This window comes from Nocardia aurantia (genome assembly GCF_009604425.1).
Taxonomy (GTDB): domain Bacteria; phylum Actinomycetota; class Actinomycetes; order Mycobacteriales; family Mycobacteriaceae; genus Nocardia; species Nocardia aurantia.
In genome coordinates this window covers 389,036-413,858 of record NZ_WEGI01000001.1, presented here as the reverse complement: position 1 = coordinate 413,858, position 24,823 = coordinate 389,036, and the positions used below count along the sequence as shown (strand labels likewise).

Annotated in this window: 24 protein-coding genes; 11 read left to right on the top strand and 13 right to left on the bottom strand. The window is 69.5% G+C overall.

Translation table 11 applies throughout. The features are described from left to right. Positions 1-12 precede the first annotated feature (12 nt). The 3 genes from NRB56_RS01915 to NRB56_RS01905 all read left to right on the top strand — a co-directional run bounded on the left by NRB56_RS01915 (position 13) and on the right by NRB56_RS01905 (position 3,339). Positions 13-1,158 carry a glycosyltransferase gene (locus tag NRB56_RS01915; RefSeq protein WP_153338706.1) on the top strand — a complete coding sequence of 382 codons (1,146 nt, stop codon included), beginning with the start codon at positions 13-15 and terminating at the stop codon, positions 1,156-1,158. 410 nt (positions 1,159-1,568) lie between these two features. Next, complete coding sequence (locus tag NRB56_RS01910; protein WP_153338705.1) at positions 1,569-2,543, top strand: helix-turn-helix domain-containing protein; 975 nt, start codon at positions 1,569-1,571, stop codon at positions 2,541-2,543. A gap of 391 nt (positions 2,544-2,934) precedes the next feature. Beyond that, positions 2,935-3,339 carry a hypothetical protein gene (locus tag NRB56_RS01905; RefSeq protein ID WP_227837057.1) on the top strand — a complete coding sequence of 135 codons (405 nt, stop codon included), beginning with the start codon at positions 2,935-2,937 and terminating at the stop codon, positions 3,337-3,339. A 227-nt stretch (positions 3,340-3,566) separates the two neighbouring features. Here NRB56_RS01905 and NRB56_RS01900 read toward each other — a convergent pair whose 3' ends face one another. Beyond that, positions 3,567-4,535 (bottom strand): alpha/beta hydrolase, encoded by a 969-nt coding sequence (locus NRB56_RS01900; protein ID WP_319942435.1) that lies wholly within the window; start codon positions 4,533-4,535, stop codon positions 3,567-3,569. 120 nt (positions 4,536-4,655) lie between these two features. Here NRB56_RS01900 and NRB56_RS01895 point away from each other — a divergent pair, with 120 nt between their 5' ends. The 3 genes from NRB56_RS01895 (at position 4,656) to NRB56_RS01885 (ending at position 6,428) form a co-directional block, all read left to right on the top strand. Further along, complete coding sequence (locus tag NRB56_RS01895) at positions 4,656-5,039, top strand: DUF6153 family protein (protein ID WP_153338702.1); 384 nt, start codon at positions 4,656-4,658, stop codon at positions 5,037-5,039. An 80-nt stretch (positions 5,040-5,119) separates the two neighbouring features. Then, complete coding sequence (locus tag NRB56_RS01890) at positions 5,120-5,716, top strand: DUF305 domain-containing protein (protein WP_153338701.1); 597 nt, start codon at positions 5,120-5,122, stop codon at positions 5,714-5,716. A gap of 85 nt (positions 5,717-5,801) precedes the next feature. Further along, the gene (locus NRB56_RS01885; protein ID WP_153338700.1) at positions 5,802-6,428 is read left to right on the top strand and encodes an HD domain-containing protein; all 627 of its coding nucleotides are present in this window, start codon (positions 5,802-5,804) and stop codon (positions 6,426-6,428) included. 60 nt (positions 6,429-6,488) lie between these two features. Here the strand turns inward: NRB56_RS01885 and NRB56_RS01880 are convergent, their stop codons facing one another. From NRB56_RS01880 to NRB56_RS01870, 3 genes are all read right to left on the bottom strand, one after another. Then, positions 6,489-7,694, bottom strand: a complete 1,206-nt coding sequence (locus NRB56_RS01880; RefSeq protein ID WP_319942434.1) for a PrsW family intramembrane metalloprotease — start codon at positions 7,692-7,694, stop codon at positions 6,489-6,491. Beyond that, positions 7,691-8,353 (bottom strand): hypothetical protein, encoded by a 663-nt coding sequence (locus tag NRB56_RS01875; protein ID WP_227837056.1) that lies wholly within the window; start codon positions 8,351-8,353, stop codon positions 7,691-7,693. The genes NRB56_RS01880 and NRB56_RS01875 overlap by 4 nt, the downstream gene beginning before the upstream one ends. A 376-nt stretch (positions 8,354-8,729) precedes the next feature. Beyond that, complete coding sequence (locus tag NRB56_RS01870) at positions 8,730-9,491, bottom strand: IclR family transcriptional regulator (protein WP_153338699.1); 762 nt, start codon at positions 9,489-9,491, stop codon at positions 8,730-8,732. Positions 9,492-9,650: 159 nt separating this feature from the next. Between NRB56_RS01870 and NRB56_RS01865 the strand changes: the two genes are divergently transcribed. The 3 genes from NRB56_RS01865 to NRB56_RS01855 are packed head-to-tail and all read left to right on the top strand — an operon-like array spanning position 9,651 to position 12,588. Then, positions 9,651-10,400, top strand: a complete 750-nt coding sequence (locus NRB56_RS01865; RefSeq protein WP_153338698.1) for a CoA transferase subunit A — start codon at positions 9,651-9,653, stop codon at positions 10,398-10,400. Continuing rightward, positions 10,397-11,047: a 3-oxoacid CoA-transferase subunit B gene (locus NRB56_RS01860; RefSeq protein WP_319942433.1), complete on the top strand. Its 651-nt coding sequence runs from the start codon at positions 10,397-10,399 to the stop codon at positions 11,045-11,047. Before NRB56_RS01865 ends, NRB56_RS01860 begins: the two co-directional genes overlap by 4 nt. 20 nt (positions 11,048-11,067) lie before the next feature. Next, entirely contained in the window at positions 11,068-12,588 is a 1,521-nt protein-coding gene (locus NRB56_RS01855; protein WP_153338697.1) for an acyl-CoA synthetase, read from the top strand. A gap of 75 nt (positions 12,589-12,663) precedes the next feature. Here the strand turns inward: NRB56_RS01855 and NRB56_RS01850 are convergent, their stop codons facing one another. The 6 genes from NRB56_RS01850 to NRB56_RS01825 form a co-directional block, all read right to left on the bottom strand. Next, positions 12,664-13,266: a Uma2 family endonuclease gene (locus NRB56_RS01850; protein ID WP_153338696.1), complete on the bottom strand. Its 603-nt coding sequence runs from the start codon at positions 13,264-13,266 to the stop codon at positions 12,664-12,666. Positions 13,267-13,389: 123 nt separating this feature from the next. Beyond that, positions 13,390-14,880 (bottom strand): MDR family MFS transporter, encoded by a 1,491-nt coding sequence (locus NRB56_RS01845; protein WP_153338695.1) that lies wholly within the window; start codon positions 14,878-14,880, stop codon positions 13,390-13,392. A 265-nt stretch (positions 14,881-15,145) separates the two neighbouring features. Beyond that, complete coding sequence (locus NRB56_RS01840) at positions 15,146-15,922, bottom strand: hypothetical protein (RefSeq protein ID WP_153338694.1); 777 nt, start codon at positions 15,920-15,922, stop codon at positions 15,146-15,148. A gap of 311 nt (positions 15,923-16,233) precedes the next feature. Next, positions 16,234-17,484 (bottom strand): serine hydrolase, encoded by a 1,251-nt coding sequence (locus tag NRB56_RS01835; RefSeq protein WP_153338693.1) that lies wholly within the window; start codon positions 17,482-17,484, stop codon positions 16,234-16,236. Positions 17,485-17,511: 27 nt separating this feature from the next. Next, positions 17,512-18,342: an SAM-dependent methyltransferase gene (locus tag NRB56_RS01830; protein WP_153338692.1), complete on the bottom strand. Its 831-nt coding sequence runs from the start codon at positions 18,340-18,342 to the stop codon at positions 17,512-17,514. A gap of 17 nt (positions 18,343-18,359) precedes the next feature. After that, positions 18,360-19,256: a helix-turn-helix domain-containing protein gene (locus NRB56_RS01825; RefSeq protein ID WP_153338691.1), complete on the bottom strand. Its 897-nt coding sequence runs from the start codon at positions 19,254-19,256 to the stop codon at positions 18,360-18,362. Between the two features lie 160 nt (positions 19,257-19,416). Between NRB56_RS01825 and NRB56_RS01820 the strand changes: the two genes are divergently transcribed. Together NRB56_RS01820 and NRB56_RS01815 are read left to right on the top strand one after the other, a co-directional pair. Further along, complete coding sequence (locus tag NRB56_RS01820) at positions 19,417-19,623, top strand: hypothetical protein (protein ID WP_153338690.1); 207 nt, start codon at positions 19,417-19,419, stop codon at positions 19,621-19,623. Between the two features lie 255 nt (positions 19,624-19,878). Next, positions 19,879-21,432 (top strand): AMP-binding protein, encoded by a 1,554-nt coding sequence (locus NRB56_RS01815; protein ID WP_153338689.1) that lies wholly within the window; start codon positions 19,879-19,881, stop codon positions 21,430-21,432. Between the two features lie 144 nt (positions 21,433-21,576). Here the strand turns inward: NRB56_RS01815 and NRB56_RS01810 are convergent, their stop codons facing one another. The 3 genes from NRB56_RS01810 to NRB56_RS01800 form a co-directional block, all read right to left on the bottom strand. After that, complete coding sequence (locus NRB56_RS01810) at positions 21,577-23,031, bottom strand: aldehyde dehydrogenase family protein (RefSeq protein ID WP_153338688.1); 1,455 nt, start codon at positions 23,029-23,031, stop codon at positions 21,577-21,579. Between the two features lie 203 nt (positions 23,032-23,234). Continuing rightward, on the bottom strand, positions 23,235-23,651 hold the full coding sequence (locus tag NRB56_RS01805; RefSeq protein WP_319942432.1) for a Rieske (2Fe-2S) protein: 417 nt from the start codon (positions 23,649-23,651) through the stop codon (positions 23,235-23,237). Then, positions 23,648-24,790 (bottom strand): amidohydrolase family protein, encoded by a 1,143-nt coding sequence (locus NRB56_RS01800; protein ID WP_227837055.1) that lies wholly within the window; start codon positions 24,788-24,790, stop codon positions 23,648-23,650. The genes NRB56_RS01805 and NRB56_RS01800 overlap by 4 nt, the downstream gene beginning before the upstream one ends. Positions 24,791-24,823: the final 33 nt, after the last annotated feature.

Below are 24,823 nucleotides of genomic sequence, written 5' to 3'. Positions count from 1 at the left end.
GAAGGCTCGCCGATGACCCCGCCCCGCATCGCCCTCGTCCACGAACGTTTCACCGAATACGGCGGATCCGAAGCGGTCGTCGCGGAATTCATGAAGACCTGGCCCGGCGCACCGGTGTTCGCACCGCTCACCACCGCCGAATGCCTCGACTCGGTCCGGACCGCCGCCGCGCCGGTGGAAGGCGAACCGGCAACGACATTCCACACCAGCCGATTGACCCGCGCCTACGAACTGACCGGACAGCGTTCGCACGCCCCGCTGCTGCCGCTGGTGCCCGCCGCCCTGCGCCGGCTCCCGCTCGCGGACCGATTCGACACCGTCGTGGTCAGCCACCACGCCTTCGCCACCCAGGCCGTGTTCGCCACCGACGCCCCGGTCGTCGCGTACGTCCACAGCCCGGCGCGCTGGGCCTGGGACCCCGCCTTCCGCGCCCGCGAAGCGGGTGGCCGCGCCGGACGAGCGGCACTCACCGCACTCGGCCGCCTCGCCCGCCACGGCGAATTGCGCGCGGCACCGCGACTCGCGCACGTGGTCGCCAATTCCCAGGCCGTCGCCGGTCGGGTCCGGGACTGGTGGGGTCTGCCGTCCACCGTGGTGCATCCGCCGGTGCGCATCGACCGCTTCGCCCCCGACCCGACGGTGGCCCGCGAGGACTTCTTCCTGATCGCCGGCCGCCTGGTCCCCTACAAGCGCGCCGACCTCGCGATCCGCGCCGCGCAACTGGCGGGATGCCGCCTGATCGTGCTGGGCGAGGGACGTTTCCGCACCCAGCTCGAATCCGTCGCGGGCCCGGAGACCACCTTCCTCGGCGCGGCGCCCGACGAGGTCCTGCTCGACATGTACCGCCGCTGCCGCGCCCTGCTCATGCCCGGCGTCGAGGATTTCGGCATCGTCCCGGTGGAGGCGATGGCCTGCGGCACACCGGTACTCGCGGTCGGCGCCGGCGGCGCGGTGGACACCGTGCTGCCCGGAATCAGCGGCGAACACGTCGAATTCGGCGACGACACCGCGGTCGTCACCGAATTCGCCCGCGCCATGCGCGATTTCGATCCGGCCTCCTACGATCCGGCGGTGATCCGGAAGCACGCGGAATCCTTCTCCCCCGGTTCCTTCCGCCGCACTATGGCCGAAGTGGTTGCCCGCGTGACTGTTTCGTGAAGATGCGGTTGTCACCCGCAGGCGCGAGCACGCAGGGCCGTCCGGAGCGGGCACGCCGAACGGATGACCGACGGTGCCGCGTCGCCACCCGCCGCAACAGCGACCGAGAGTGCCCGGCGTCGCCGCAGCGCGCCCGGCACGGACCAGGCAACGCCACGCCGGAGAACGGCGCCGCGGCACGCACACCGGGCACCGCGGCTCCCGCACCGGCTGCTCGGCTGCGCCTGGGACCGGCACTGCGGCGCGCACCGGAGGAGTCGGCGCTGCTCCGGCCGGTACCTCGCCACCCTCGCACCACCGGTCCGGCAGCACCGCGATACCGGCCGCCCGGTCGGCCCGGAAGCGCTCTATCGTGGACACATGCCGATCCGGGCAACACGCGTCCGGGTCGTCCAGTGAAACGGGACACCATGGTGACTCATCCGATCACCGAATCGGCCACGACCGCCGCGGTCGGTCAGCGCGAGCGCGCGGACTACTGGACGGAGCTGATCGACTCGTATCACGGCCGGTTGCATTACGAATTCCCGGACCGCGAGAATTTCCACGGCCTGACCCGGGTTCGCCGTAGCCGCGCCTATCAACTCGTCGGCTGGGAATCCGACGCCGTGACCTACCGGCGCACGGCGCGCCAGATCCGTACCGATCCGGACGACGACTACCGGCTGCTCGTTCCGACCACCGGCCGATTCGGGCTGGAACAGGACGACGAGCAGGGCATACTCCTGCCGGGTACCGCCTTCCTGGTCACCTTGGATCAGCCGTTCGGCCTGTCGATGAGCCGGGATACCAGCGGGCTGATCCTGACCATTCCCCGCCGCGAGGTGCGGAATCGGCTCAACCGGGTCGCTGTGCCGGCCCAGCCGCTGGATTTCGGCACCGGCCTCGGCCGAGTGGTCGGCGGTCTGGCCGCGAGCCTGCACGACGAACACGCCGGGCTCACCACCACTCAGTTCGATGCGGTCGCGGACCACCTCGTCGACCTGGTGTGTCTGCTGATTCTCAGCGCACCGCCGGACACTCCGACCGGGCTGCGCGAGGTCGAGGCCTCGGTCCGCGGGTACATCGCCACCCATGCGGGCGACCCCGGCCTCACCGGCGCGACCGTCGCCCGGGCGCTGGGCTGGTCGGTCCGTCAGGTTCAACTCGCCCTTCAGCAGGCCGGCACGACGCCGCGGGAACTCATCCGCGAACATCGCCTGCGACTCGCCGCCGACCGGCTGCGGCATCCCGCCTACCGTCACCAGAGCATCACCGACATCGCTCTCGACCTGGGCTTCGGCTCCATCAGCGCCTTCAGCACCGCCTTCCGGCAGCGGTTCGACACGACCCCCAGCGATCTGCGCTCCGCCGCCTTCGACACGGCACGCGGCGAGCGCGGCTGATCCCGGCAGGGGCCGCCGACGGAGCGTGCGCGCGGCGGAAAGCGGTCTGCGCCGGCGAGCAAACGGCCGCCCCGGCGTGCGATTACGGTCGCGAACAACCGGGCGAATACCGGTCCGACCGGCGGACTCGGGCACGCACGGGAGTCTGAATCACGGGAGTGACGATGCGCAGGATATTCGTTTGTTACGACGAGGCCGGACAACAGCCGGAAATGATCGAGCCGGTCACCCTGAGCCCGCTGTTCGGCACCGATACCCCTTGGATGCGGGACCTCGTCGAGACGTACGGCCGATTTCGCGGCCGGGCCCCACGCCCCCGGCCGGCCGCGGCCGGGCAGCCGGCGGAGACGCGATGAAGATTTTCGGAAGTGCTTGGCGCCGTTTGGAATACATGCCGACTGTGCCGGGGCCGGAGGCCGTCGCGCTGGACCGGGCCACCGTCGGGGCGCCACGAACGTTCTTCGATTGCGTCCTGGTCCACATCGTGGCCGAGGACGATGATCGGCGCCTGGCCGCGGCGGCGGCCCGGAGGGTCCGGGATCTCGCGGGCGACACCGGATATCTGCTCGTCACCGGGTCGTGCGCGGCGCCGTCGGACGGTACGCGGTTCCGCGACGGGTTCGGGCTCGTCGCGGAGATCGCCGAGCGGCTCGAGGAGCACGGCGAGCAGGTTCATCTGCTGCCGTTCGGCTGGATGTTCGAATACGAGGGTGAACCGTTGCCGGTCTGCTGGGAGGAGCAGGTAAGCGCCGGGGCCGGCGCTTTCCGTCGGCGAACGGCGGAGGCCGTCGGTTAACATGGCCGTCAGATGGCCCGCATCTCGGGCCGATCACGCACTGCGCTCGCCGAGGCGGCCGGTGGATATCACATCCCGACTTGGGAGACGGCTGAGGCATATGTCCGGGCGTGCGGCGGCGACCCGGCGGGTGTCACCGGTGACGAAGACCATCGGGCGGGTGGTCGACTTCCTGCCCGGCATCACCTTCGTCGGCGGCAAACCCGCCCTCTGCCCGTGTGGGCGGGTCAATTTCTGATCCGAGCGCCGGCGAAATTCGCTACCGAATCCTCCAGTTGCCGAAGGCCGGGCTCCTCGATCGGATAGTGCCCGGCGTTCTGGAGTAACACGCGTTCCACGAGGACCCGGGTGATCCGGGACAGGAACACATCGGCCAGGTGTGGCGGGGACCAGCGGTCCCGGGCGGGCTGGGTCAGCAGGATCGGGCAGGCGGTGAAGTCCTCCGGTTCCACGGCGGGGGTGTAGTTCAGGTAGCTGCTCAGGAAGCGGATCGCGACTCGGTTGCCGGCCGAGGTGGGGTCGGTGGTCATGGCGCGAAGGGCGGCCGGGTCGTTCACGAGGGCGGACATCTTGGCGGCCAGGGTCATCGGGTAGCGGACCCGGCCGGCGGGGGTGGGAGCGAGCAGGCGCAGGAGGGGTGCGCCGACGCGGGCGTTCAGGAGATCGTGGGCGGTTTCGTCGCGGACCCGCTGGATGCGCTGGTCCAGGAAGGTCATGCCGACGATGCCGCGCAGGGTGTCGGCGGGGGCCTTCGCGGCGACGTGGTAGGCGAGCATTCCGCCCGCGCTGAGGCCGTAGAGGATGATCGGGCGGTTGTCGCGGGTTCGTTCGTGGGCGAGGTAGTCGACCACCAGATCGACCCAGTCGTCGTAGGTGGGGGTGTAGCCGGGGCGCAGCCGGGTCAGGCCGTAGCCGAGGTTGTCCAGGGCGACGGTTTCGAAGCCGCGGCGGGCGAGGGGGGCGCCGAGGATCAGGGTCAGCTGGCGGCCGTTGGTGCCGACGCCGTGGTGGAGGAGGATCTTCGCGGGGGCGGCGGGCGCCGGGTACCGGTCCAGGTGGATCTCGTTGCCCCGCCAGGGCCAGAACTCCTCGGCGGGGGCCGTCTCGTCGGTCAGGTGCAGGCGGGTGGGCAGGAACTGTTGCAGGGCCCGCCATTCCGGTTGGTCGCGGTAGGTGGCGGGGGTGGTGGTGCGCACCGGGGTCCTCCCTGCGCAGGGGTGCAGTGGGGTGTTCATCGGAATCATCGGATCGGCGGCCGTTTGCGAAACGTGTTCGCGGGGGCGGTTTCGGGCGAAACGGGTTTGTAGGATGGCGGCGTGGTCGAGCAGCGGCAGTCGCGGATGACCCGGTCGGTCCGGGTGCTCGGATTGCTGCTGCTCGTTTTCGGTATCGCGGCCATGCACGCCGGGGTGTTCTGCGTCGGCGGCGAGACGCACGACGGGATGTCCGGCCGGATGGTCGCCGCCGCGTCCGAGGTCGCGGTGCACCCGGTGAGCGGGCCGGCGCACGGGGCCGTGCACGCGTGCACGTTCGTGCTGTCGCGGTCCGTGCCGGATATCGGGCCGGTGCCGGGCGTCCGGGAAGAGGCCGGAGCGGACCGGCCGGCTCCGATTCTCGGCGGGCTCGTACCCAACCATCGAGGGCGGCCGCCGCCCTGGACGATGCCCTCGTTGGCCGAATTGTCGATTCTGCGGATCTGACGGATCTTCGTCGCCGCCGCCGCACGGTGGTGGCGATTTCGTCCTGTCTTCCCTTCTCACAATTCACCAGGAGAGTTGTCATGTTCGGTACCCGTACCCTTTTTCTCCTCACCGCCTCCGGCCTCGTCCTGTTCACCGCGGGATGTGGTGATTCGACGTCCGCGCATTCGCCGGGGACGACGATGTCCACCGCGATGCGGACCGATTTCGACGACGCCGACGTGTCGTTTCTGCAGATGATGTATCCGCACCACGCCCAGGCCGTCGCGATGGCGGAGCTGGTGCCGTCGCGGTCGCGGGATCAGCAGGTGGTGGCACTGGCCGCGGCGATCCGGGACGCGCAGGCGCCCGAGATGGAGCGGATGAGCGAGTTGCTGCGCAGTTTCGGCAAGCCGGCGCCGGCCACCGGCGACCACTCGATGCCGGACATGCCGGGCATGGCGACCACGCCGGGCATGATGCCCGACGCCGACATGGACCGGCTGCGCACGTTGTCGGGGGCGGAGTTCGATCGGGCCTGGCTGCAGATGATGATCGATCACCACAGCGGGGCGATCACCATGGCGAACGACGAACTCGCGCACGGGGACAACGGCGACGCGAAGGCGCTGGCGCAGTCCATCATCGCGGCGCAGCAGAGTGAGATCGATCGGATGCGCACGATGCTCGGGAGCTGACGCCGGTACCGCGGCGGCCGGATCCTGACGAATTTCGTCCGGTCCGGTGCTGGTCCGCGGGCCGGTGATCCGCGACGATCGGCTCATGACCGCAGAGGTGTTGCAGCTGCCCGATGATCCGATCGTCGCACCCGTGCTGGAGATCGTGCGGGCGGAGGAGTCGGTGTCCATCGCGAACCACAGCATCCGCAGTTATCTGTTCGCCCGGTTGCTGGCGCGCGACGAGGGGCTGATCGTGGCGGAGCGCACGCTGTTCGCGGCGTGCGTGCTGCACGACATCGGGCTGACCGCGCGCGGCAACGGGGATCAGCGGTTCGAGGTCGACGGGGCCGACGCCGCGGACGCGATCCTCGCGCCGCTCGGCGTGCCGGCGGCGGAACGCGCGCTGATCTGGGAGGCCATCGCGCTGCACACCTCGGGGGGAATCGCCGAACGGCGCGGGCCGCTGGCCTTCCTCACCCGTTCCGGGGTCGGCATCGACTTCGGGCGCGGCTCCACGGTGATCAGCGAGGAGCAGGCGATCGCGATCCACACCGCGTATCCGCGGCTGGCGATGGCGAATTCGCTCGTGGACGCGGTGGTCGAACAGGCGCGCGGGAATCCGGCGAAGGCGGCGCCCTACACCTTCGCCGGTGACCTGCTGCGCGAACGCGAGGCGGGTGCCGCGACCGGAATCGAGCGCGCCGCGGCCGCCGGGCGCTGGGGTGGCTGAGACGAACAGTGTTTCCGCATCACGGTCAGTTCGCCGGACGGAAGGGTGCGCGCAGCTCCGCTATCCCGCGGGGTCGGCGTCGCGGGAGCGCGGGGGCCGTCCGGAGCGGATCCTGGTGACCTCACTCCGGGCGAATTGCACTGCGGGCGTGGAGATTCCGTGCGCGGTAGCCAGTGTGTCGGCGAGGTCGGCGGCGGCGTCGAGCACGTGGCCGGCCGTCCGGCGGATCCGGCGGTCCGGCAGCGATTTGCGGAAGGCCTTGCGCTCCTTGCGGTCTCCGCACATGGCGGCGAGTTCCCGCGGCAGTACGACACCGGTCGCCACCTCGGGAGCGAGGATGCGGCCGAGGAATTCGCGTTCCCGGCGGACGGTGGCACCGAAGACGTTCACCGCCAGCACCAGCGCGGCGGCGGGTACCACGATCCAGGCCAGGAACAGCAGTCCGGCCCGGCCGTGGACCAGCGCGGACAGGTCGTCCCAGACGCCGTGCAACAGCATCGCGGCGGCGATCAGGGCCAGGCCGCGCAGCACGCGGCGCGGTTCGGCGGGGCGGCCGATCAGGTAGATCAGGCCGGCGCCGAACACCGCGCTGTAGAGGGTGTGCGCGGCGACGCCGAAGATCACGCGCAGCCAGATCGTCGGCAGTTCCGCGCCGATCTGGTTGGCGCCGAATTGCGAGGCCGCGGCGTTCACCGCGTACGCGATGTCCTCCAGGATCTGGAAGCCGAGGCCGATGAAGGCGCCCAGGATGAAGCCGTCGAAGGCGGTGCGGACCAGCCGCGGACCCAGCGCGATCAGCAGCAGCAGGCCCGCGCCCTTGGCGATCTCCTCGGTGAACGGGGCGGACAGCCCGGCGCCCCAGTCCAGGGCCCACGCCTGTCCGAATGCCTTGGCGTACAACGTGAGCAGGGCGGTGTTGGCGGTGGCGGCCAGTTGCCAGGTGGCGCCGAACCCGCCCCAGAGGAAGGCCGCGACCAGCGCGCCGATCGGCTGCCGCGCGTAGCGGTCGATGCTGTGCGTGAACCACCAGAAGATCGCCCCGTAGATCGCGAACAGTTCGACCGCGATCACGATGGCGTGACCGTAGGCGGCGTACCGGCCGCTGATCATCGACACCCAGGCCCACATCCCGCTCGTGACCAGCGCCAGATAGACCCAGAAGGCCAGGTTGCGCGGCTGCCACAGGGTGAACGACCGGCCCCAGCCGGAATCGGCGATGGTGGCCCGGCGGTCGGCCTCGAGCTGGTCGAACGCCGGGGCGGTCACACGGCCTCCCGGGTCCGGCCGATGCTGACGATCATCTCGGCGATGTCCTGGGTCTGCGCGGGGGTGAGCCCGGTCGGGCCGAGTGCGACGGCCTGCACGCCGCGGCCGTCGAGGACGAATGCGGCGATCACGCCGTCCGAACCGCCCCGGGTGAAGCGGGCCAGCAAACCCTTGGCACCGTCCTGGTTGGTGATCACCGCCGGGTCGCCGGTGATCGCCGAATCGCCGTTGAGCAGGGCGTCGGTGCGCTCGATCTGCCGCAGCAGGTCGACCGCGTTCCCGGCGAAGGGCGCGGTGTAGACGGAGAACCGGATCGGGCCGTCGACCAGTTTCGCGGTCGGCGGGTACGCCTTCGTCACCTGATCGGCGCCCGCGCGGACTCCGTCGGTGATGCCCCAGCCGGGCGCCGGAGTGAAGGTGATCCCGCCGTCGAGTTGCATGATGTCCCCGGCGGCGGCGGTGTCGTGGTAGGGCACGGCCGCATCGATCGCCGGCAGGATCGAGCCCATCAGGATCGCCAGCCCGAGCACGATCAGGGCCGGTAACAGCGTCGCGCGGTCCAGGCCGAGCCAGCGCCGGTCGACCGGCACCCAGCGATCACCCGGATCGAATCCCGGCTCGGCGCCCCCGGCGCCTTCGGAACCTGCCACCGCCGTCACGGCCGCCTCCTCCCTCGATCAGCCGTCAACCTATCGCAGGAAAGTATGCGGCGGCGCGGCGCCGGATATGTGCCGCGCCGCGCCGCCGGGTACCACGGCGACGCACGATCGGTTGCCCACTGCGGCCCCGTCTCCGGTTGCCTGCCGCGATAAACCGACAGTTGCCCGTGACGGCTCGCCGCCAGTTGACCTCATCACCCACTGCCGGATGCCCATGCGGCCCGCGCCGGTTGCCGTCGCCGAGTGCCCATTGCGTCCCGCGCCGGTTGTCCTGCGATGCCGCGCAGTCGGTTACCCGCAGCGACCCTGCCCATTCCGGCAGGTGCTCACCACGACTCGCCGCCGAATGCTCACCACGGCCCCGGCGAAATGTTCGTCAGCGCAGTGACTGTCCGAGATCGTGCGCGCTCTGCAAGAGCAATTCGCCGAGCTGCCTTCGGCGGACGTCGCCGAAACGGGTTTCGACGCCGGTGAGGCTGAGGGCCCAGGCCGGTTCGTCGCGGCGGTCGAAGACGGCGGCGGCCATTCCCCAGCTACCCTCCACGATCAGTCCGGGGTTCGTGGCGTAACCGTCGCGGAGGACCTCGGCGAGCCGGGCTCGCAGCGCCGCGGTGCCGTGCGCGGGCCCCCAGGCGCCGGTGAGGTCGGAGCGGGTCAGGTACTCGTCGACCTCGCGGTCGGGCAGGTGCGCCAGGATCGCCAGGCCCGCGGAGGCGACGCCGAGCGGGAATCGGATACCGATGTGCAGGACGTGCGAGCGCAGCGGAAAAGTGCCCTCTTCGGCTGCGAGACAGACAGTTTCGTCGCCGCGGCGGGCGGAGAGGAAGGCGCTCTCGCCGGTGTCGCGGGCCAGCCGGCGCAGCACGCCACCGGCCTGATCGGTGATGTCGTAGCGGGCGGCGGCCAGCGTGCCCAGCAGGTAGAGCTCCGGGCCCAGGGTCCAGCGGGCCGAGCGCTTGTCGCGGTCGACCAGGCCCTGTTCGGCCAGCGCGGACAGCACCCGGTGCGTGGTGGGCCGGGCCAGCCCGGCCGCGCGCGCGATGCCCGCGGTGGAACCGCCCTCGGGCTCCAGCGCGGCGATCGCCCGCAGGATGGCCGCCGCGCGCGCCACCAGCTGGGGTTTCGAGTCGTCCGGCATCGGCCGAGTATACGTTCACCCAGTGAACGCTTCCGGACCGAGCGGCCACTGCGTGAACGATCGCGGGAACGGTACCGTGCGGCCCTTGATCAGGGCAGTTCGACCGACTTGACTCTCTTCGGGGGGACCGTAGTGATCACTGAGTGAACGGGTAGGTATATGTCGACGAAGCTGGTCGCCGACGCGAGAACGGCCGTGGCCGACATCGCGGACGGGTCGTCACTGGCGGTGGGTGGATTCGGTCTGTGTGGTATTCCGTCCGGGCTGATCGCCGCGCTCGCCGCGCAGGGCACCGCCGGGCTCGAGGTGTTCTCCAACAACTGCGGCGTGGACGACTGGGGTCTGGGAATCCTGTTGTCGGCCGGGCGGATTCGCCGGGTGACCGCTTCGTATGTGGGTGAGAACAAGGAGTTCGCGCGGCAGTATCTCTCCGGTGAGCTGGAGGTCGAGCTGACACCGCAGGGCACGCTGGCCGAGCGGCTGCGCGCCGGTGGCGCGGGCATCCCGGCCTTCTACACCCCGGCCGGCGTCGGCACGCCGGTCGCCGAGGGCGGCCTGCCGTGGCGCTATTCCTCCGACGGATCGATCTCGGTGCAGTCGCCCGCGAAGGAGACGCGCGAATTCGACGGCCGGACCTATGTGCTGGAGCGGGCGATCAACGCCGACTTCGCCCTGGTCCACGCCGAGATCGGCGACACCGAGGGCAACCTCGTGTTCAACAAGACCGCGATGAACTTCAACCCGCTGGCCGCGATGGCCGGCCGGATCACCGTCGCGGAGGTCGAAACCCTGGTCCAGCCCGGCGAACTCGACCCGGCGCAGGTGCATCTGCCCGGTGTGTTCGTGCAGCGGGTGGTGCACGTGGGTCCTGTGGAGAAGCGAATCGAGAAGCGGACGGTGGCGCTGTGAGCTGGTCACGTGAGGAGATGGCGGCCCGCGCGGCCGCCGAGATGGTCGACGGTGAATACGTCAACCTGGGCATCGGGCTGCCGACGCTGATCCCGAACCATCTGCCCGCCGGCGTGCGGGTGGTGCTGCATTCGGAGAACGGCATCCTGGGCACCGGGCCGTACCCGCATCCGGACGCGGTCGACCCGGATCTGATCAACGCCGGCAAGGAGACCGTCACCGTCAACCCGGGGGCGACCTTCTTCGATTCGGCGTTGTCGTTCGGCATGATTCGCGGCGGGCACATCGATACCGCGGTACTCGGCGGGATGCAGGTCTCGCGGCACGGGGATCTCGCCAACTGGATGGTGCCCGGCAAGATGGTCAAGGGCATGGGCGGTGCCATGGATCTGGTGCACGGCGCCCGGCGGGTCATCGTGGTCATGGAACACACCGACCGCGACGGCAATCCGAAGATCGTCGAATCGTGCACGCTGCCGCTGACCGGGCGGGCCGTGGTGCACCGGATCATCACCGATCTCGCCGTCCTCGATGTGCGGGACGGGACGCTGGTGCTGCGCGAACTGGCGCCGGAGGTCACCGTCGAGCAGGTGATCGCCGCGACCGAACCGGAACTGGTGGTCGAGCTCGCGGACGTGGCCGGTTGAGCTGACAGGGGAACACGGTCATGCGGGACCAGGGCATGGGCTCCTGGCCGGGCCGCCGGGCCAGGATGACGCCGCATCGCGTGGCGCTGGTCCAGGACGGCACGGAGACCACCTACCTGGCCCTGCACCGCGGGGCCACCCGGCTCGCGCACGGCCTGCGGCGCCGCGGGATCGGCCGCGGCGATCGGGTGGCGTATCTGGGCTCGAATTCGGTGGCCTTCGTCGAGACCGTGTTCGCGATCGCCATGCTGGGTGCGGTCGCCGTCCCGGTGAACACGCGGCTCGCACCGGCCGAGACGGCGTGGATTCTCGCCGATTGTGGTGCGCGGCTGCTGATCCACGATCGCGGCTCCGAGTCGATCGCCGGTGCGGCGGAGATCCGGGAACTCGGCGTCGACACCGTTGCGGTCGAGCCGGAGACGGCCGAAGTCACGCTGGAGACGTTGCGGGACAACGGTTCCGATGAGCCGATCGACGAAAACATCGCGCTCGACGATCTTTTCATGATCCAGTACACCTCGGGCACCACCGGCCGCCCCAAGGGAGTGCTGCTCACCCACGGCAACATCACCTGGAACGTCTACAACCTGCTGGTCGACATCGACGTGCGCAACACCGAGGTCGCCCTGGTCACCGCGCCGCTGTTCCACACCGCCGCACTCAACCAGGTGCTGTTCCCGGTGTTGCTGAAGGGCGGCACGGCGCTGATCGAGGCCCGCTGGGATCCGGACCGCGCCCTGCGGCTCATCGAAACGCACGGCGTCACCATGCTTTTCGGGGTCACCTCGATGTATCTCGGACTGTCCCGTGCGGCCGGATTCGCCACCGCCGATCTGCGGACGCTGCGCACCGCGCTCTCCGGCGGGGCGCCGATTCCGATGTCGTTGCTGGAGACCTACCGGGATCGGGGCCTGAACATCATCCAGGGCTACGGCCTCACGGAGGCGTCGCCCGGCGTGACGATGCTGCGCGCCACCGATCCCGGTTCCGGCACGGGCAAACTCGGCTCGGCGGGCACCCCCTGCTTCTTCACCGACGTCGCACTGGCGCCCACCGACTCGCCCGGCACGGTCGGCGAGGTGTTGGTGCACGGCCCGAATGTCAGTCCGGGCTACTGGAATCGGCCCGACGCCGCCCACCCCGGCGGATGGTTGCACACCGGCGACGTGGGCCGCCGCGACGAGGACGGCTACCTCTACATCGTGGACCGGCTCAAGGACATGTACATCTCCGGCGGCGAGAACGTCTACCCCGCCGAGGTCGAACAGGCCCTCTACGCCCACGAAGCGGTCGCCGAATGCGCGGTGATCGGCATCCCGGACCCGGTCTGGGGCGAGGTCGGCCGGGCCGTCGTCACCCCGAAACCCGGTGCCGCCCCGACCGAATCGGACCTGCTGACCTTCCTCGCCGCCCGCATCGCCCGCTACAAGATCCCGAAATCCGTCGTCTTCAGCGCCGAGCTACCGCACAACGCCTCCGGAAAACTCGCCAAGGCACGGATCCGCGCGGAGTACGGCGGTACCACGGAGGGCCATCGGTAATCCTCGATCAGCACGGAGTTCTCGGCTATCGCGCGTACCGACTTCGAGAACGCCGGTGCAGACGGTTTCGGCGCCTCAGGGACGATGGAGAGCGTCGAAGGTGATCGCGAGCGTTACCGGCGTGTCCAGGACCAGAGCCGTGCGGTGGACCTTGTGCGGCATGTACCGCAGGCCGGACCAGTCGAGGCGATATTCCTCGATACGGTCGATGGCTTCCCAGCTCTTGTCGAAATGGACGATGAGATAGACGGGGATCCCGGCGCGCGCGTAGGCCTTGTATTTCTCGGTGGTATCCGCGTCGACGGTCGATTTCGAGACGACTTCGACAACAAGAGCGATGTGGTCACGAACGGTGTTGACGTCGTAGGGCTCGCAGTCACGCACGAAGATGTCCGGATAGCGGATGTTGAGGCGGTGGTCGACGCGTCGATCCTCCGAGTCGGCGAAACGCACTGCCACGTCGGAGCTGACTCGCAGGCAAGGCCCCGCGGGATCACGGGCGTCGTCGAGAGCGGCGGCCAGCCGGCGCACCACGCGGCTGTGGGCCTCGGTTTGCGCGAGTAATCGCACCACGAGGCCGTCCACGATCTCGACATCGCCGAATGTGGTGCTGAACATATCGGGCTCGGCCGTCAGGAACTCTTCCACGGTGAGACGTGGGTGCTCATCGGGATGCATTACCGACACAGTCAGCTCCTCGTGGTGATCCGGCTCGGACCGAGCCTACGACACTCGATCCCGAAGGGACCTCGCTCGTGACCTATGGCCGGACCCGCCCTCGGACGGGTCCGGCCATCCCGATCAGTCCGCGACCAGTGCAGCGACGCTCGGCTCGGCGTCGACGGGATCCGCCGAGGTGGCCACGACCTCGGATTCGTCCGGGGAGGTGGAGCGGTTGGGGAGAAGGACGGCCATCACGATCACGATCACCGAGAGGACGGCGGAGACGACGAAGGCCAGGCGCATGCCGTCCAGGTGGGCGGTCAGGGGGTCGGTGCCGTGGTTGATCAAAGTGGTGCTGCGGGCGGACATGATGGTGACGACCAGGGCGGTGCCGAAGGCGGCGGCGACCTGTTGCAGGGTGCCGAGCATCGAGCTGCCGTGGGAGTACAGGTGGGACGGGAGGGCGCCGAGACCGAGGGTGAAGACCGGGGTGAAGGCGGCGGCGAGGGCGAGGCTCAGCAGGATGTGCAGGGCCAGGAGCTGCCAGTAGGGGGTGTGCAGGGTGATCTGGGTGAATCCCGCCAGGGCCACGGTGATCGCGATGGTGCCGGGGATGACCAGGAGGCGGCCGCCGAAGCGGTCGTAGATGCGGCCGATGGTCGGGCCGAGCACGCCCATCGCCAGTCCGCCCGGCATCACCAGCAGGCCGGTCTGCAGCGGGCTGAGCAGGCGCAGGTTCTGCAGGTAGAGCGGGAGCAGGATCATCGAGCCGAGCATCGCCATGAAGGCCACCGACATCAGCACCAGGGCCTTGGTGTAGGTGCCGGCCAACAGGATTCGCAGGTCCAGCAGGGGGGTGCCGTGGCGCTGCAGGTAGAGCTGGCGCAGGACGAAGGCGGTGATGGCGAGAAGGCCGGCGACCACGATCACCACCGGCTCGACGACGCTGCCGGAGCCGAAGCGGCTCAGGCCGTACACCAGGCCACCGAAGCCGAGGGCCGCGAAAACCACGCTGGCCCAGTCGATGTCACCGTCCTGCGGTTCGTCGATGTTGTCCAGGCGGCGCAGGCCGAAGATCGTCACCGCACCGGCGATCGGCAGCATCAACGCGAAAAGCCAGCGCCACGAGGCGATCTGGAGAACCAGGCCGGAGATCACCGGGCCCATCGCCGGCGCCACCGAGATGGCGAGGGTGACGTTGCCCATGACCCGGCCGCGATCGTGCTCGCCGACGACCGTCATGAGGGTGGTCATCAGCAGCGGCATCATGACCGCGGTGCCGCCGGCCTGCACGATCCGGCCCGCCAGCAGCAGCGGGAAGGACGGCGACACGGCGGCCAGCGCGGTGCCGGCCAGGAAGACGGTCATCGCGATCGTGTAGGCGCGCCGGGTGGTGACCCGCTGCAGGAACCAGCCGGTGACCGGGATGATCGCGGCCATGGTGAGCATGAACGCGGTGGACACCCACTGGGCGGTGCGTTCGGTGACGTGCAGGTCGACCATCAGGCGCGGGATCGCGTTGATCATGATGGTTTCGTTCAGGATCACCACGCACGTCGCCAGGACGAGCAATCGGATCACGATGGGTGTGCGTCTGCCGCCTGCTGGGGCGGATAGGTCGGCGGGCATGGATCCTCCGGGAATCGGTGAGCAGGGTCACATGTGGCTCGATACGGACCGGCGTCGGTGCCGGGCGGAACTCGCCGCATCGCGGCAACCACACACCAGTTCGGACGGTAATGATGCGTGGAACTGATCGGTGGTGCAAACAAATTTCCGCCGGAGGCCGCCGAGACCGAAACCCGCTAGCCCGCGGGGGTTCCGGATTCGCCCGCCGGAGAACGCGCGACGCCCGCGCCGACGGGTCGGCGCGGGCGTGGCAGGAGCGGTGGAACTACTTCGGCGCGTTCTCCGCCCACGGGCTGCTGCCCGGCGCGGCCTGCAGCGTGTTGATCAGATCGACGGCGGCGGCGATCAGCGCCGGACCACCGACGACCAGGGTGCCGATGATGCCGCCGATGCCCGCGCCGGTGATGGCGGCGGGAATGCAGCCGACACCGAACAACGGCAACCCCAGCGCACATCCCGCGATCGCGCCGATCACGACGCCCGCCGCGGTGCCCAGGAAGCCGCCGACCGCCGTCGCCAGGCCGAACTGGGTGGCGAACGCCTGCTGGGCCAGCGTGTTCTCCCGCGGCGACGCGATCGGGGTGGCGTGCACCTCGACCGAATCGACCGTGGTCCCCGCGGGTGCGGTGGCCTGCGGGGTGAGCGCCAGGACGGTGCCACCCTCCCGGACCTCCGCCGCGACCGGGATCGCGGTGCCGCCGGCGCTCACCGCGGTGGGCAGCGTCATGACGGTCGCGCCGCTACCGTCGGCGATGTCGTAGGCCTTACCGTCCGGCGCCAGCCGGAAGGTGGCGCCCGTCAGCGTGGTGAGCACGGTGTGGTCGACCAGTTTGACCGAATACTGAACGGACCCCGGCGTTCCCGGGCCCGGCGCCGCCACTCCGGAGACGGTCGGCACGATGGTGGCCGCCGCTTCCGGTGTGGTGACAACCGAATCCGGTGCGGCAGTGGCCGTTCCGGACCCGGTGACGGTTGCCGCCCCCACGGCCCCCACGGTCAGTGCGGCAATGATCGGCGCACCGATCCATGCGCGAATCTTCATGTCCCTCTTTCCCTAACACCAGCGACGACGCAGCGTCACCCCCGGTGGTATCCCAAAGCGATCTCGATATCGTGCGGATTACGTGAAACGCAACAGCATGGCCGATTCCCGGCGGCCGGTCATCCGTGCCGACCTGGAACTTCGGAAAACGCTGTGCGGCAGGGCCCTCCAACCCGAATCCGCACCCCCGCGTGCAGACTCATCTCACACACAGCGACGACCGCGGCCGAGCATATCGAAAGCAACCTCCGCGCCACAATGGAATACGCCAACTTGCGACCGAATTCTCAGCCACCCCTAAGCTGTGATGATCACCAGTGGAAGGGATCTCCGGCGGATACTCGCGGAGCGCACACATCGGCGATCTGCGCACACAGTTGCCACGGCCGGCGACCATCCAGCGTCGCCTTGCCACTGGTCAGAATCGCCCCCGACAATCCGCGCTCCGGGTCGGCCCAGCCGTACTGGGTGGTGAGCCCGCTGCGGCCGAAGTGCGCACCGGTGTCGTGCCCGAATTTCGAACGGCGGGAGCCCAGTTCGAAACCGGCGCGGCTGACCCGGCCGGCCACTCCGGGCAGCCACGGCGCGGGCGCCACCGCGGTGCGCAGCGTGTCCGGCCGGATGATCCGGATACCGTCCAGTTCGCCTCCGCGGGCGAGGATCTCGTAGAACCGGGACAGTTCGAAGGCCGTGGTGACCAGGTTGCCCGAGGGCAGTTCGGCGGTCAGGAACGACTGCGACGCGGTGTTCCCCACCCGGCCCATTCCGCCACCGAGGGCCTTGCGCGCCAGGAACTTCCACGCCCGAGACGGTCCGGGACCGATCGGTACGCTCGGGATCACCCGGGCCACGTCCGCCGCGTCCACCCCGAAATTGGTCCAGCGGAATCCCAGCGGGCGCAGCACCTGATCGGCCAGATGCTCACGCATCCGGCGGCCGGTCGCCCGCTGCACGAGCAGGCGCAGGATCAGGCCGCCGGTCATCGCGTGGTACACCCGGAACCGCCGGCGGGGCCAGGCCGGCCGCAACTCGGTCAGCGCCCGGACCGCCAGATCCTCGTCCACCACCAGTTCCGACCCGCGATACGGCCCGGTCACGAACGGCACGCCCGCCGCATGCGACAGCACGTCGCCGATGGTGATGTCCTGCTTGCCGTTCGCGGCGAACTCGGGAATGTAGCGGCACACCCGGTCCTCCCAGGTGAAGGCGCCCTGTTCGATCAGCATCGCGGTCAGCGTCGCCGCCACGCCCTTCGCGGTGGAGAATCCGCAGAACGGCATCTCCGTGGTGACCGGCACCCGCACCGCGTCCGGGCCGTCCGACGGCGCGTTGCCCCAGCCGTGCCCGATCGCCCGGTTCAGCACCACCCGGCCGTCGCGGCGCAGGCAGATCTGGATCGCGGGGGTGGTCCCCAGCCGATACCAGGCACGCACCGACTCCCAGACGGCCGCCACGCCGGCGGGGTCGAGGCCCGCCGCGGCGGGATCGTCCTCGGGACCGACGCACGTCACCTCGTCCAGATCCGGACCGACCGCGACCAGGGTGGCTGCAGGCTCACTCATTCAACCGAGCATACGGTGGCGGCCCGCTCAGTCCTTGCGGCCGATGCCCGCCCAGTACCAGGCGCTGTCGGCCTCGGCGGTGGCGACCGGACCCGTGGCGGGCTCCGGACGCCAGGTGACCACCGGGACCACCCCGGGCTCCACCAGCGTCGTGCCGGCGAACAGCGCCGTGGTGCCGGCACGGCTGCGCGGGACGAACGGGATGCCGGAGGATTCGGCGGCGGCGACCACACGGGCCATCGCCTTGGCGTCGAAATCCGCGGTGGGATGGGTGATCACCAGATGACTGCCGGGCGGAGCGGCGTCGAGCAGGGTCGCGACGATGCCGCCCGGGTCGTCGGCGTCGCGGAAGTACATCAGAATCGCGACCAGCATGATCGCGATCGGCTCGGTGCCGCCGAGGGTGGCCGCGAGCGTGGGGTGGTCCAGGATGGAACGCGGATCGTGCAGGTCGGCGTAGACGAAGTCGGTGCGGCCGGTCGGGGCGCCGGCCATCAGCGCGCGGGCGTGCGCCAGCACGATCGGATCCTTGTCGACGTACACGACGCGGGCCGCGGGATCGAGCGCCTGGGCGACCTCGTGGGTGTTGCCCGCGGTCGGGATGCCGGTGCCGATGTCGAGGAAGCGGGTGATGCCCGCCTCGGCGACCAGATACCGCACCGCCCGCCCGAGGAAGGACCGGTTGGCCCGGGCCATGGTCTTGATGGTCGGGACGTGCGCGGCGATGGTGTCGCCGAGCGCCCGGTCCGCCGGGTAGTTGTCCCGGCCGCCGAGCCAGTAGTCGTAGACCCGTGCCTCGTGCGGCACGCTGACGTCGATCTCCGTCGGCAGTCCCGGCTCGACGGTACCGTCCGGCATGTTCCCCCCTGATCAGCTCATCCCAGGATGGCGGCTATCCGATCGATGGTCTGTTCCGGCGCCATGGCGACCACCGACAACCGGTCCCAGATCTCCCGGTACGCGTCGAGATCGCTTCTGCGGTCCAGGAATTGGGTACCGGTCGCGTGATGGAGATGGACCAGGTCACCGAGATCCGCGGCACCGAACCGCAACATGGTGAACGGTACCGCACTGATCGCCGGCCCACCCCGGTGATCGGGCAGAATCTGCACGGTGACATTGGGCCGCAGAGCCGTCCGGGCCAGATACTCCAGCTGCGCCCGCCACACCGCGGTGCCGCCGAGCGGCCGGCGCAGTGCCGCCTCCTCGACCACCACCCACAGTCGCGGCGCGTCCGCGCGGGTGAGCAGCCGCTGCCGCCGGATCAGCACCTCGACCCGGCGTTGCAGCTCCAGCGTCGAACCCTGTTGCGCCACCGCGAGAACCGCGTGCGCGTAGGCCGCCGTCTGCAACAGCGGCGGCATCACCCCCGGCGCGTAGCTGCGGATCAGCGCGGCCGCGTCCTCGAGCGTGAAGTAGGTGTCCCAGCGCTGGGTGGGCGAGCCGACCTCGGCGTGCCACTGACTCGCCGCGTTGGCCCGCCGGGCCAGGTCGAGATACTCGTCCCGCCGCTGCGGATCACCGATGCCGTAGACGGTGAGCAGATCCTCGATGTCGCGCGTGCGGAAACCGACCCGGCCCGCCTCCATCCGGCTGATCTTGGAATGCGAGGCGCGGATCGCGTTGCCGGCGATGTCGCCGCTGATCCCCGCGGCCTCGCGCAACCGGCGCAACCGCGCGCCGAGAATCACGCGCAGCAGCCTCGGATCCACCCCCGCTTCGCCATCGTGGTCACCGTTACCGCCCTCGACGGCCCTGCTGCTTTCGATCATTGGCCCTCCTGCCGACCATGAGGTCGCGGGTTCGAGTGTGCCACAACAGTTCTGCTCCGGCAGCGGATCGGCCTGCACGTGCCGGTGCACGTGCAACAGCGTTATACTCCGAGCGGGGAATTGCCCGGAATGTTCCAGCGACACCTCGGAGAGGAGAGCGGTGGCACACGCCCGTACCGGCGCCCGCATACCCGGTGACCGGCTCGGTATCACAGACGTCGCCGCAGCCTACGGGGTCGAGGCGATCCTGCGCCGCGTCGACCGACTGCGGGCCGACGGTCAGTGGTTCGCGGCCCACGCGATCGAAACAGAGTTGCGCGCAGCAGGACTCGGCACTTCGGCCACCGGACTACGACCTTCGGCCTGAGCGCGGACCGGAATGGGCGACCCTCATCGCGAATCGTTCGCCGACATCGGTCCGTTCCGCACCGCATGACACGGAAGGCGTTGTTCTGCAACGACTTTTGTTGACACTGCGAGTCAGACGTATGTAAGTAAACATTCACATTTGAGCGCGCGACGGGTATCATGACCGCAGCGGAGAGCTTTCGTGCCCCGCCTGCCAGCCGACCGCGCCGGCCTCGGGTCGTCGGCGGTCCTCCCCTCGGGCAACGGAGCTCCCATGCGCAAGATTCCTGCCGACCTGGCCGAAAGGTATGTGGCAGAGGGGTGGTGGACCGACGATACGCTCGGGGATCTGCTCGGGCGGGGGCTGGCCGCCGCGCCGGATACCGAATTCCATGTGCATTCCGAGGTGCGGCCGTGGTCGGGGACGTTCGGGGAGGTCGAGGTGCGGGCGCGGCGGCTGGCGGCGGGGCTGCGGGAGCGGGGGGTCGGGCCGGGTGACGCGGTGGCGTTGCAGCTGCCCAATTGGGTGGAGGCCGCGGTCGGGTTCTGGGCGGCGGCGCTGCTCGGGGCGGTGGTGGTGCCGATCGTGCACATCTACGGGCGCAGGGAGGTGGAGTTCATTCTGCGGACCGTGCGGCCCCGGGTATTTCTGACGGCGGAGAGCTTCGGGGCGTTGGTGTTTCGGCCGGAGGTGGCGGCGCAGGTGCCCGTCGTCGGGGTGGTGGGGCGGGACTTCGATCGGTTGCTCGCCGACGAGCCGCTGGCCGGGGCCGTCGGCGTCGATCCGGACGCGCCGGCGCTGATCGCCTTCACCTCGGGGACCACTCGTGATCCGAAGGGGGTTGTGCACAGTCATCGCACCCTCGGGTTCGAGATTCGGCAGCTCGGTGCGCACAATCCGCCCTATTCGGGGCCGGCGCTGACCGCCGCGCCGGTCGGGCATTTCATCGGCATGCTCGGTGCGTTGTTGCTGCCGGTGCTGGACGGTAGTCCCGTGCATCTCATGGATGTCTGGAATCCGGGGCGGGTGCTGGAGTTGATGGGGCGGTACGGCGTCGCGGTCAAGGGTGGGGTGCCGTATTACGTGACCAGCCTGCTCGACCATCCCGGCTTCCGGGCCGAACATCTTTCGTGTATCCGGTATGTCGGCTTCGGTGGGGCGCCGGTGCCCGCGGCCGTGACCACGCGGCTCACCGAGTTGGGGATCACGGTGTTCCGTTCCTACGGCAGTACCGAGCATCCGTCGGTGACCGGGTCGCGCTACACCGCGGACGCCGGCAAGCGGCTGTACACCGACGGCAAGGCGCTGCCTGGGGTCGAGGTGCGGCTGGCCGAGGACGGCGAAATCGTCACGCGTGGACCGGAACTGTGCCTCGGGTACACCGACGACGAGCTCACCGAACGCGCCTTCGACGCCGAGGGCTGGTATCACACCGGCGATATCGGGGTCTTCGACGAGGACGGCTACCTCACGGTCACCGATCGCAAATCCGACCTGATCATCCGGGGCGGGGAGAACATCGGCGCACTGGAGGTGGAGGAGGCGCTGCTCGGAATGCCCGGGGTCGCGGAGGCCGCCGTCGTGGCCGCCCCCGACGTGCGGCTCGGCGAGCACGCGGCCGCGGTGTTGCGGCTGCGCGCGGATTCGACGGTGCCGACGCTCGGGGATCTGCGCGCTCATCTCGCGGAAGTGGGTCTGGCGAAACAGAAGTGGCCGGAGGAGGTGCACGTGGTCGCCGATTTCCCGCGCACTCCCAGCGGTAAGGTGCAGCGTTTCAAGCTGCGGCAGGCGATCGCCGACGGCACGATCGGCTCGTCCGCCGAATAGCGTTGCGGCGCGCGGTATCCACAGGGCTTACGTCCCACGCGCGGGAACGGCACTGCGGCCCGCCGAATCGGTGGGCCGCAGTGCCGTGGTGGACTCCCGGCGGGCGCGTCGCCGCGCGCTCGACCGGGCGGTCCGGTTGTCTACTCAGGCAACGGGTTTGGCGATGGTCTTGATCTGGAGGAACTCCTCCAGGCCCTCGGGGCCCATCTCGCGGCCGAGGCCGGACTGCTTGTAGCCGCCGAACGGGACGTCGGGGGCGAAGTACATGCCGCCGTTGACGCTGAGGGTGCCGGTGCGGACCTTGCGGGCGATCGCCAGGGCGCGTTCCTCGTTGCCGTAGACCGCGCCGGACAGGCCGTAGGCGGAGTTGTTGGCGATGCGGACCGCGTCGTCGTCGTCCTCGTAGGTGAGCACCACCAGCACGGGACCGAACACCTCTTCCTGCGCGATCTCGGAATCGGGATCGACGTTGGTGAGCAGGGTCGGGGTGTAGAAGAAGCCGGGATCGACCTTCTCACCGCCGCACACCAGCTTCGCGCCGGCCGCGACGGCCCGGTCGACCATGCCCGCGACCTTGTCCCGCTGCCGCGCGCTGACCAGCGGGCCCATGTATTTGGTCGGATCCTCGGGATCGCCGACGCTCACGTTGCCGAGCATCGCCGCGATCTTGTCGACGATCTCGTCGTGCTTGCTGCTCGGCACCAGGATGCGGGTGGTGATCGCGCAGCCCTGGCCGGCGTGGCTGCATCCGGCGAAGGCCGACATCATCGCGACCATGTCGAAGTCGGCGTCGTCCAGGACGATCGCCGCGGACTTGCCGCCGAGCTCCAGGAAGACCCGCTTCAGGGTGCCGCTGGCGGCGGCCATGATCTTCTTGCCGACCGGGGTGGAGCCGGTGAAGGTGACCATGTCGACGTCCGGGTGCGTGGTCATCAGTTCGCCGACCTCGACGCTGGTCGAGGACAACACGTTCACCACGCCCGGCGGGATGTCGGTGTGCTCGGCGATCAGCTCGGCGATGCCGAGGGTGATCAGCGGGGTGTCGGGGGCGGCCTTCAGGACCACCGTGCAGCCGGCGGCCAGCGCGGGGGCGAGCTTGGCCAGCGCCAGCTGCGTCGGGTAGTTGTAGGCGATGATCGCCGCGACCACGCCGGCGGCTTCCTTCTCCACCCAGCGCAGGTGGTTGGCGCCGCGCACCTCGATCGTGCCGCGGTCCTCGCTGAACGAGTAGCCGGGCAGCAGATCGGCGTAGTACCGCACGATCTCGATCGGGGTCTCCAGTTGTGCGCCGGAGGTGGACATCCGGGTGGCGCCGACGTCGCCGACCGTCAGGTCGCGCAGGTGCTCCACGTTGTCGGACAGCGCGCGGTGCAGCTGATCGAGGCAGCGCGCGCGCAGCTCCGCGTTGGTGGCCCAATCGGTGGTGTCGAACGCCTTACGGGCGGCGGCGATCGCCGCCTCCGCTTCGGCGAGTCCGGCATCCGGGGCATAACCGTAGATCTCGCCGGTGGCCGGGTTGATCGATGGGTACGACTGCTGCGCCTCGACCAGCTGGCCGTCGATGAGCAGCCGCTTCGTGACGCCCGTTGTCGCTGGCATCCCGTCTCCTCGATGAGTTGGAAGATCAATTTCGAGTGATGAAAACTTCATTCTCGTATTTCGAGAATCCTACATTCGCCAGGGTGACGCTACCCCCGATTCGGGCAGATGACCCCTGCCGAGCAAGAAAAACACCGTGCCGGGCGCACCCGGGCACGGTGTTTCCGTCTTGCGGGCGCACGGTGTCCCGCGCGCCGGGCCGATCAGGCGGTGACGAGGACGTCGTCGCCGACGACCCGCACCGGATAGGTGCGGATGCTCCACTCCGGTTTCACCGCGGTGGTGCCGGTGGCCAGTTCGAAACCCCACTGGTGCCACGGGCAGTAGATGTACTCCTGGTCGCGCACCTCGACCGCGTCGCCGGGGGCGTTCTCGTCCACCACGGTCCGGCCGCGGGCGCGGCCGGAACACAGCGGACCACCCTCGTGCGGGCAGTAGTTGGCGATGGCGTAGAAGGTGCCGTTCACGTTGTAGACACCGACGCCGTGGCGACCGATCGGCACGAGTTTGTGGGTGCCGGGCGGGATCTCGTCCACCGTGGCCACCACATGCTCCCGGCCCTGCGCGAGGCGGGGCGCGGAAGCGTTGTCGCGCAATGCTTCCTCGGCCAAGCCCGTCACCAGACCTTGGTCTGTCCCGGCAGCGCCGGAACCGACTCGGGCAGATGGTAGGTCTGGATCCCGTTGCGGAACATGATCGCTTCGCGCGCGTGGGCCGGCAGATGCTTCACCAGCCAGCGCGGATCGTCGTAGGTCCAGTGCGGGTAGTCCGAGGAGAACAGCAGGATCTTCTCGCAGTCCATCCACTCGAACGCGCGGGTCAGCTCGGTCTTGTCGTCCGGGTAGTCCAGCGGCTGGGTGGTGAACTTGATGTGTTCCTTGACGTACTCCGACGGCTTGCGCTTGATGTCCACCCAGGACTTGCGCGCCTCGTAGATCGCGTCCATCCGCCACATCAGCGGCAGGATCCAGGTGAAAGCGTGCTCCACCAGCACGATTCGCAGTTCCGGGAACCGGTCGAAGACGCCGTCGAAGATCAGGCTCATCACCTGGTTGTTCGCCAGCAGCGAGTAGCTGACCATGAAATCGTGGTTGTAGCTCGGGATTCCGACCGGCGGGGCCGGCATCGTCTCGTAGAAACCACGGGACAGGTGGCAGGCCACCGGCATGTCGTGCTTCACCGCGGTCGCCCAGATCGGGTCGTACTGCGGGTCACCCCACGCCGGGCGCGGCTCGGCCTTGATGAGGATCTGCGACATGTACGGATGCCCGACCCACTTCTCGATCTCCCGCACGGCGCCGGCGGTGTCCTCGGTCGCCGCGCAGATGGAACCGCGCCACCGCTGGTGCCAGTTGTTGTGGCTGTCGAGCCAGTGGTTGGCCAGCCAAGTGTTGTGCGCGGTGCAGATCGCCTGCGACCACTCCGGCAGTCGCTTGGCGGTGAAACCCGGCTCCAGGATGCCGATATCGGAGCCGCCCTCGATGATCGCCTGCTGGAAGGCGAGATCCGGGTCGCTGCCCGGGAATCCGCCGTCCTCGGTGAACGAGTCGACCCGCATCGCGAAGGCGTGGTTGAAATCCGGTGCGTCGTAATAGATCGTGCTGCCCACCTTGTGGGTCAGGATCTTGCTCCGGTAGGGCTCGGGGATGTACTCCACCAGCTGCCCCGGTGCCGGCATCGGATGGATATCCGAATCGACCACCCGGACCGGGACCAGTTCGGTACTGGGCACCCGGGACCGGATCATTGCCTGCGTCATGATTGCCTCCCACTGTCTTTCGGCCCGTGCTGC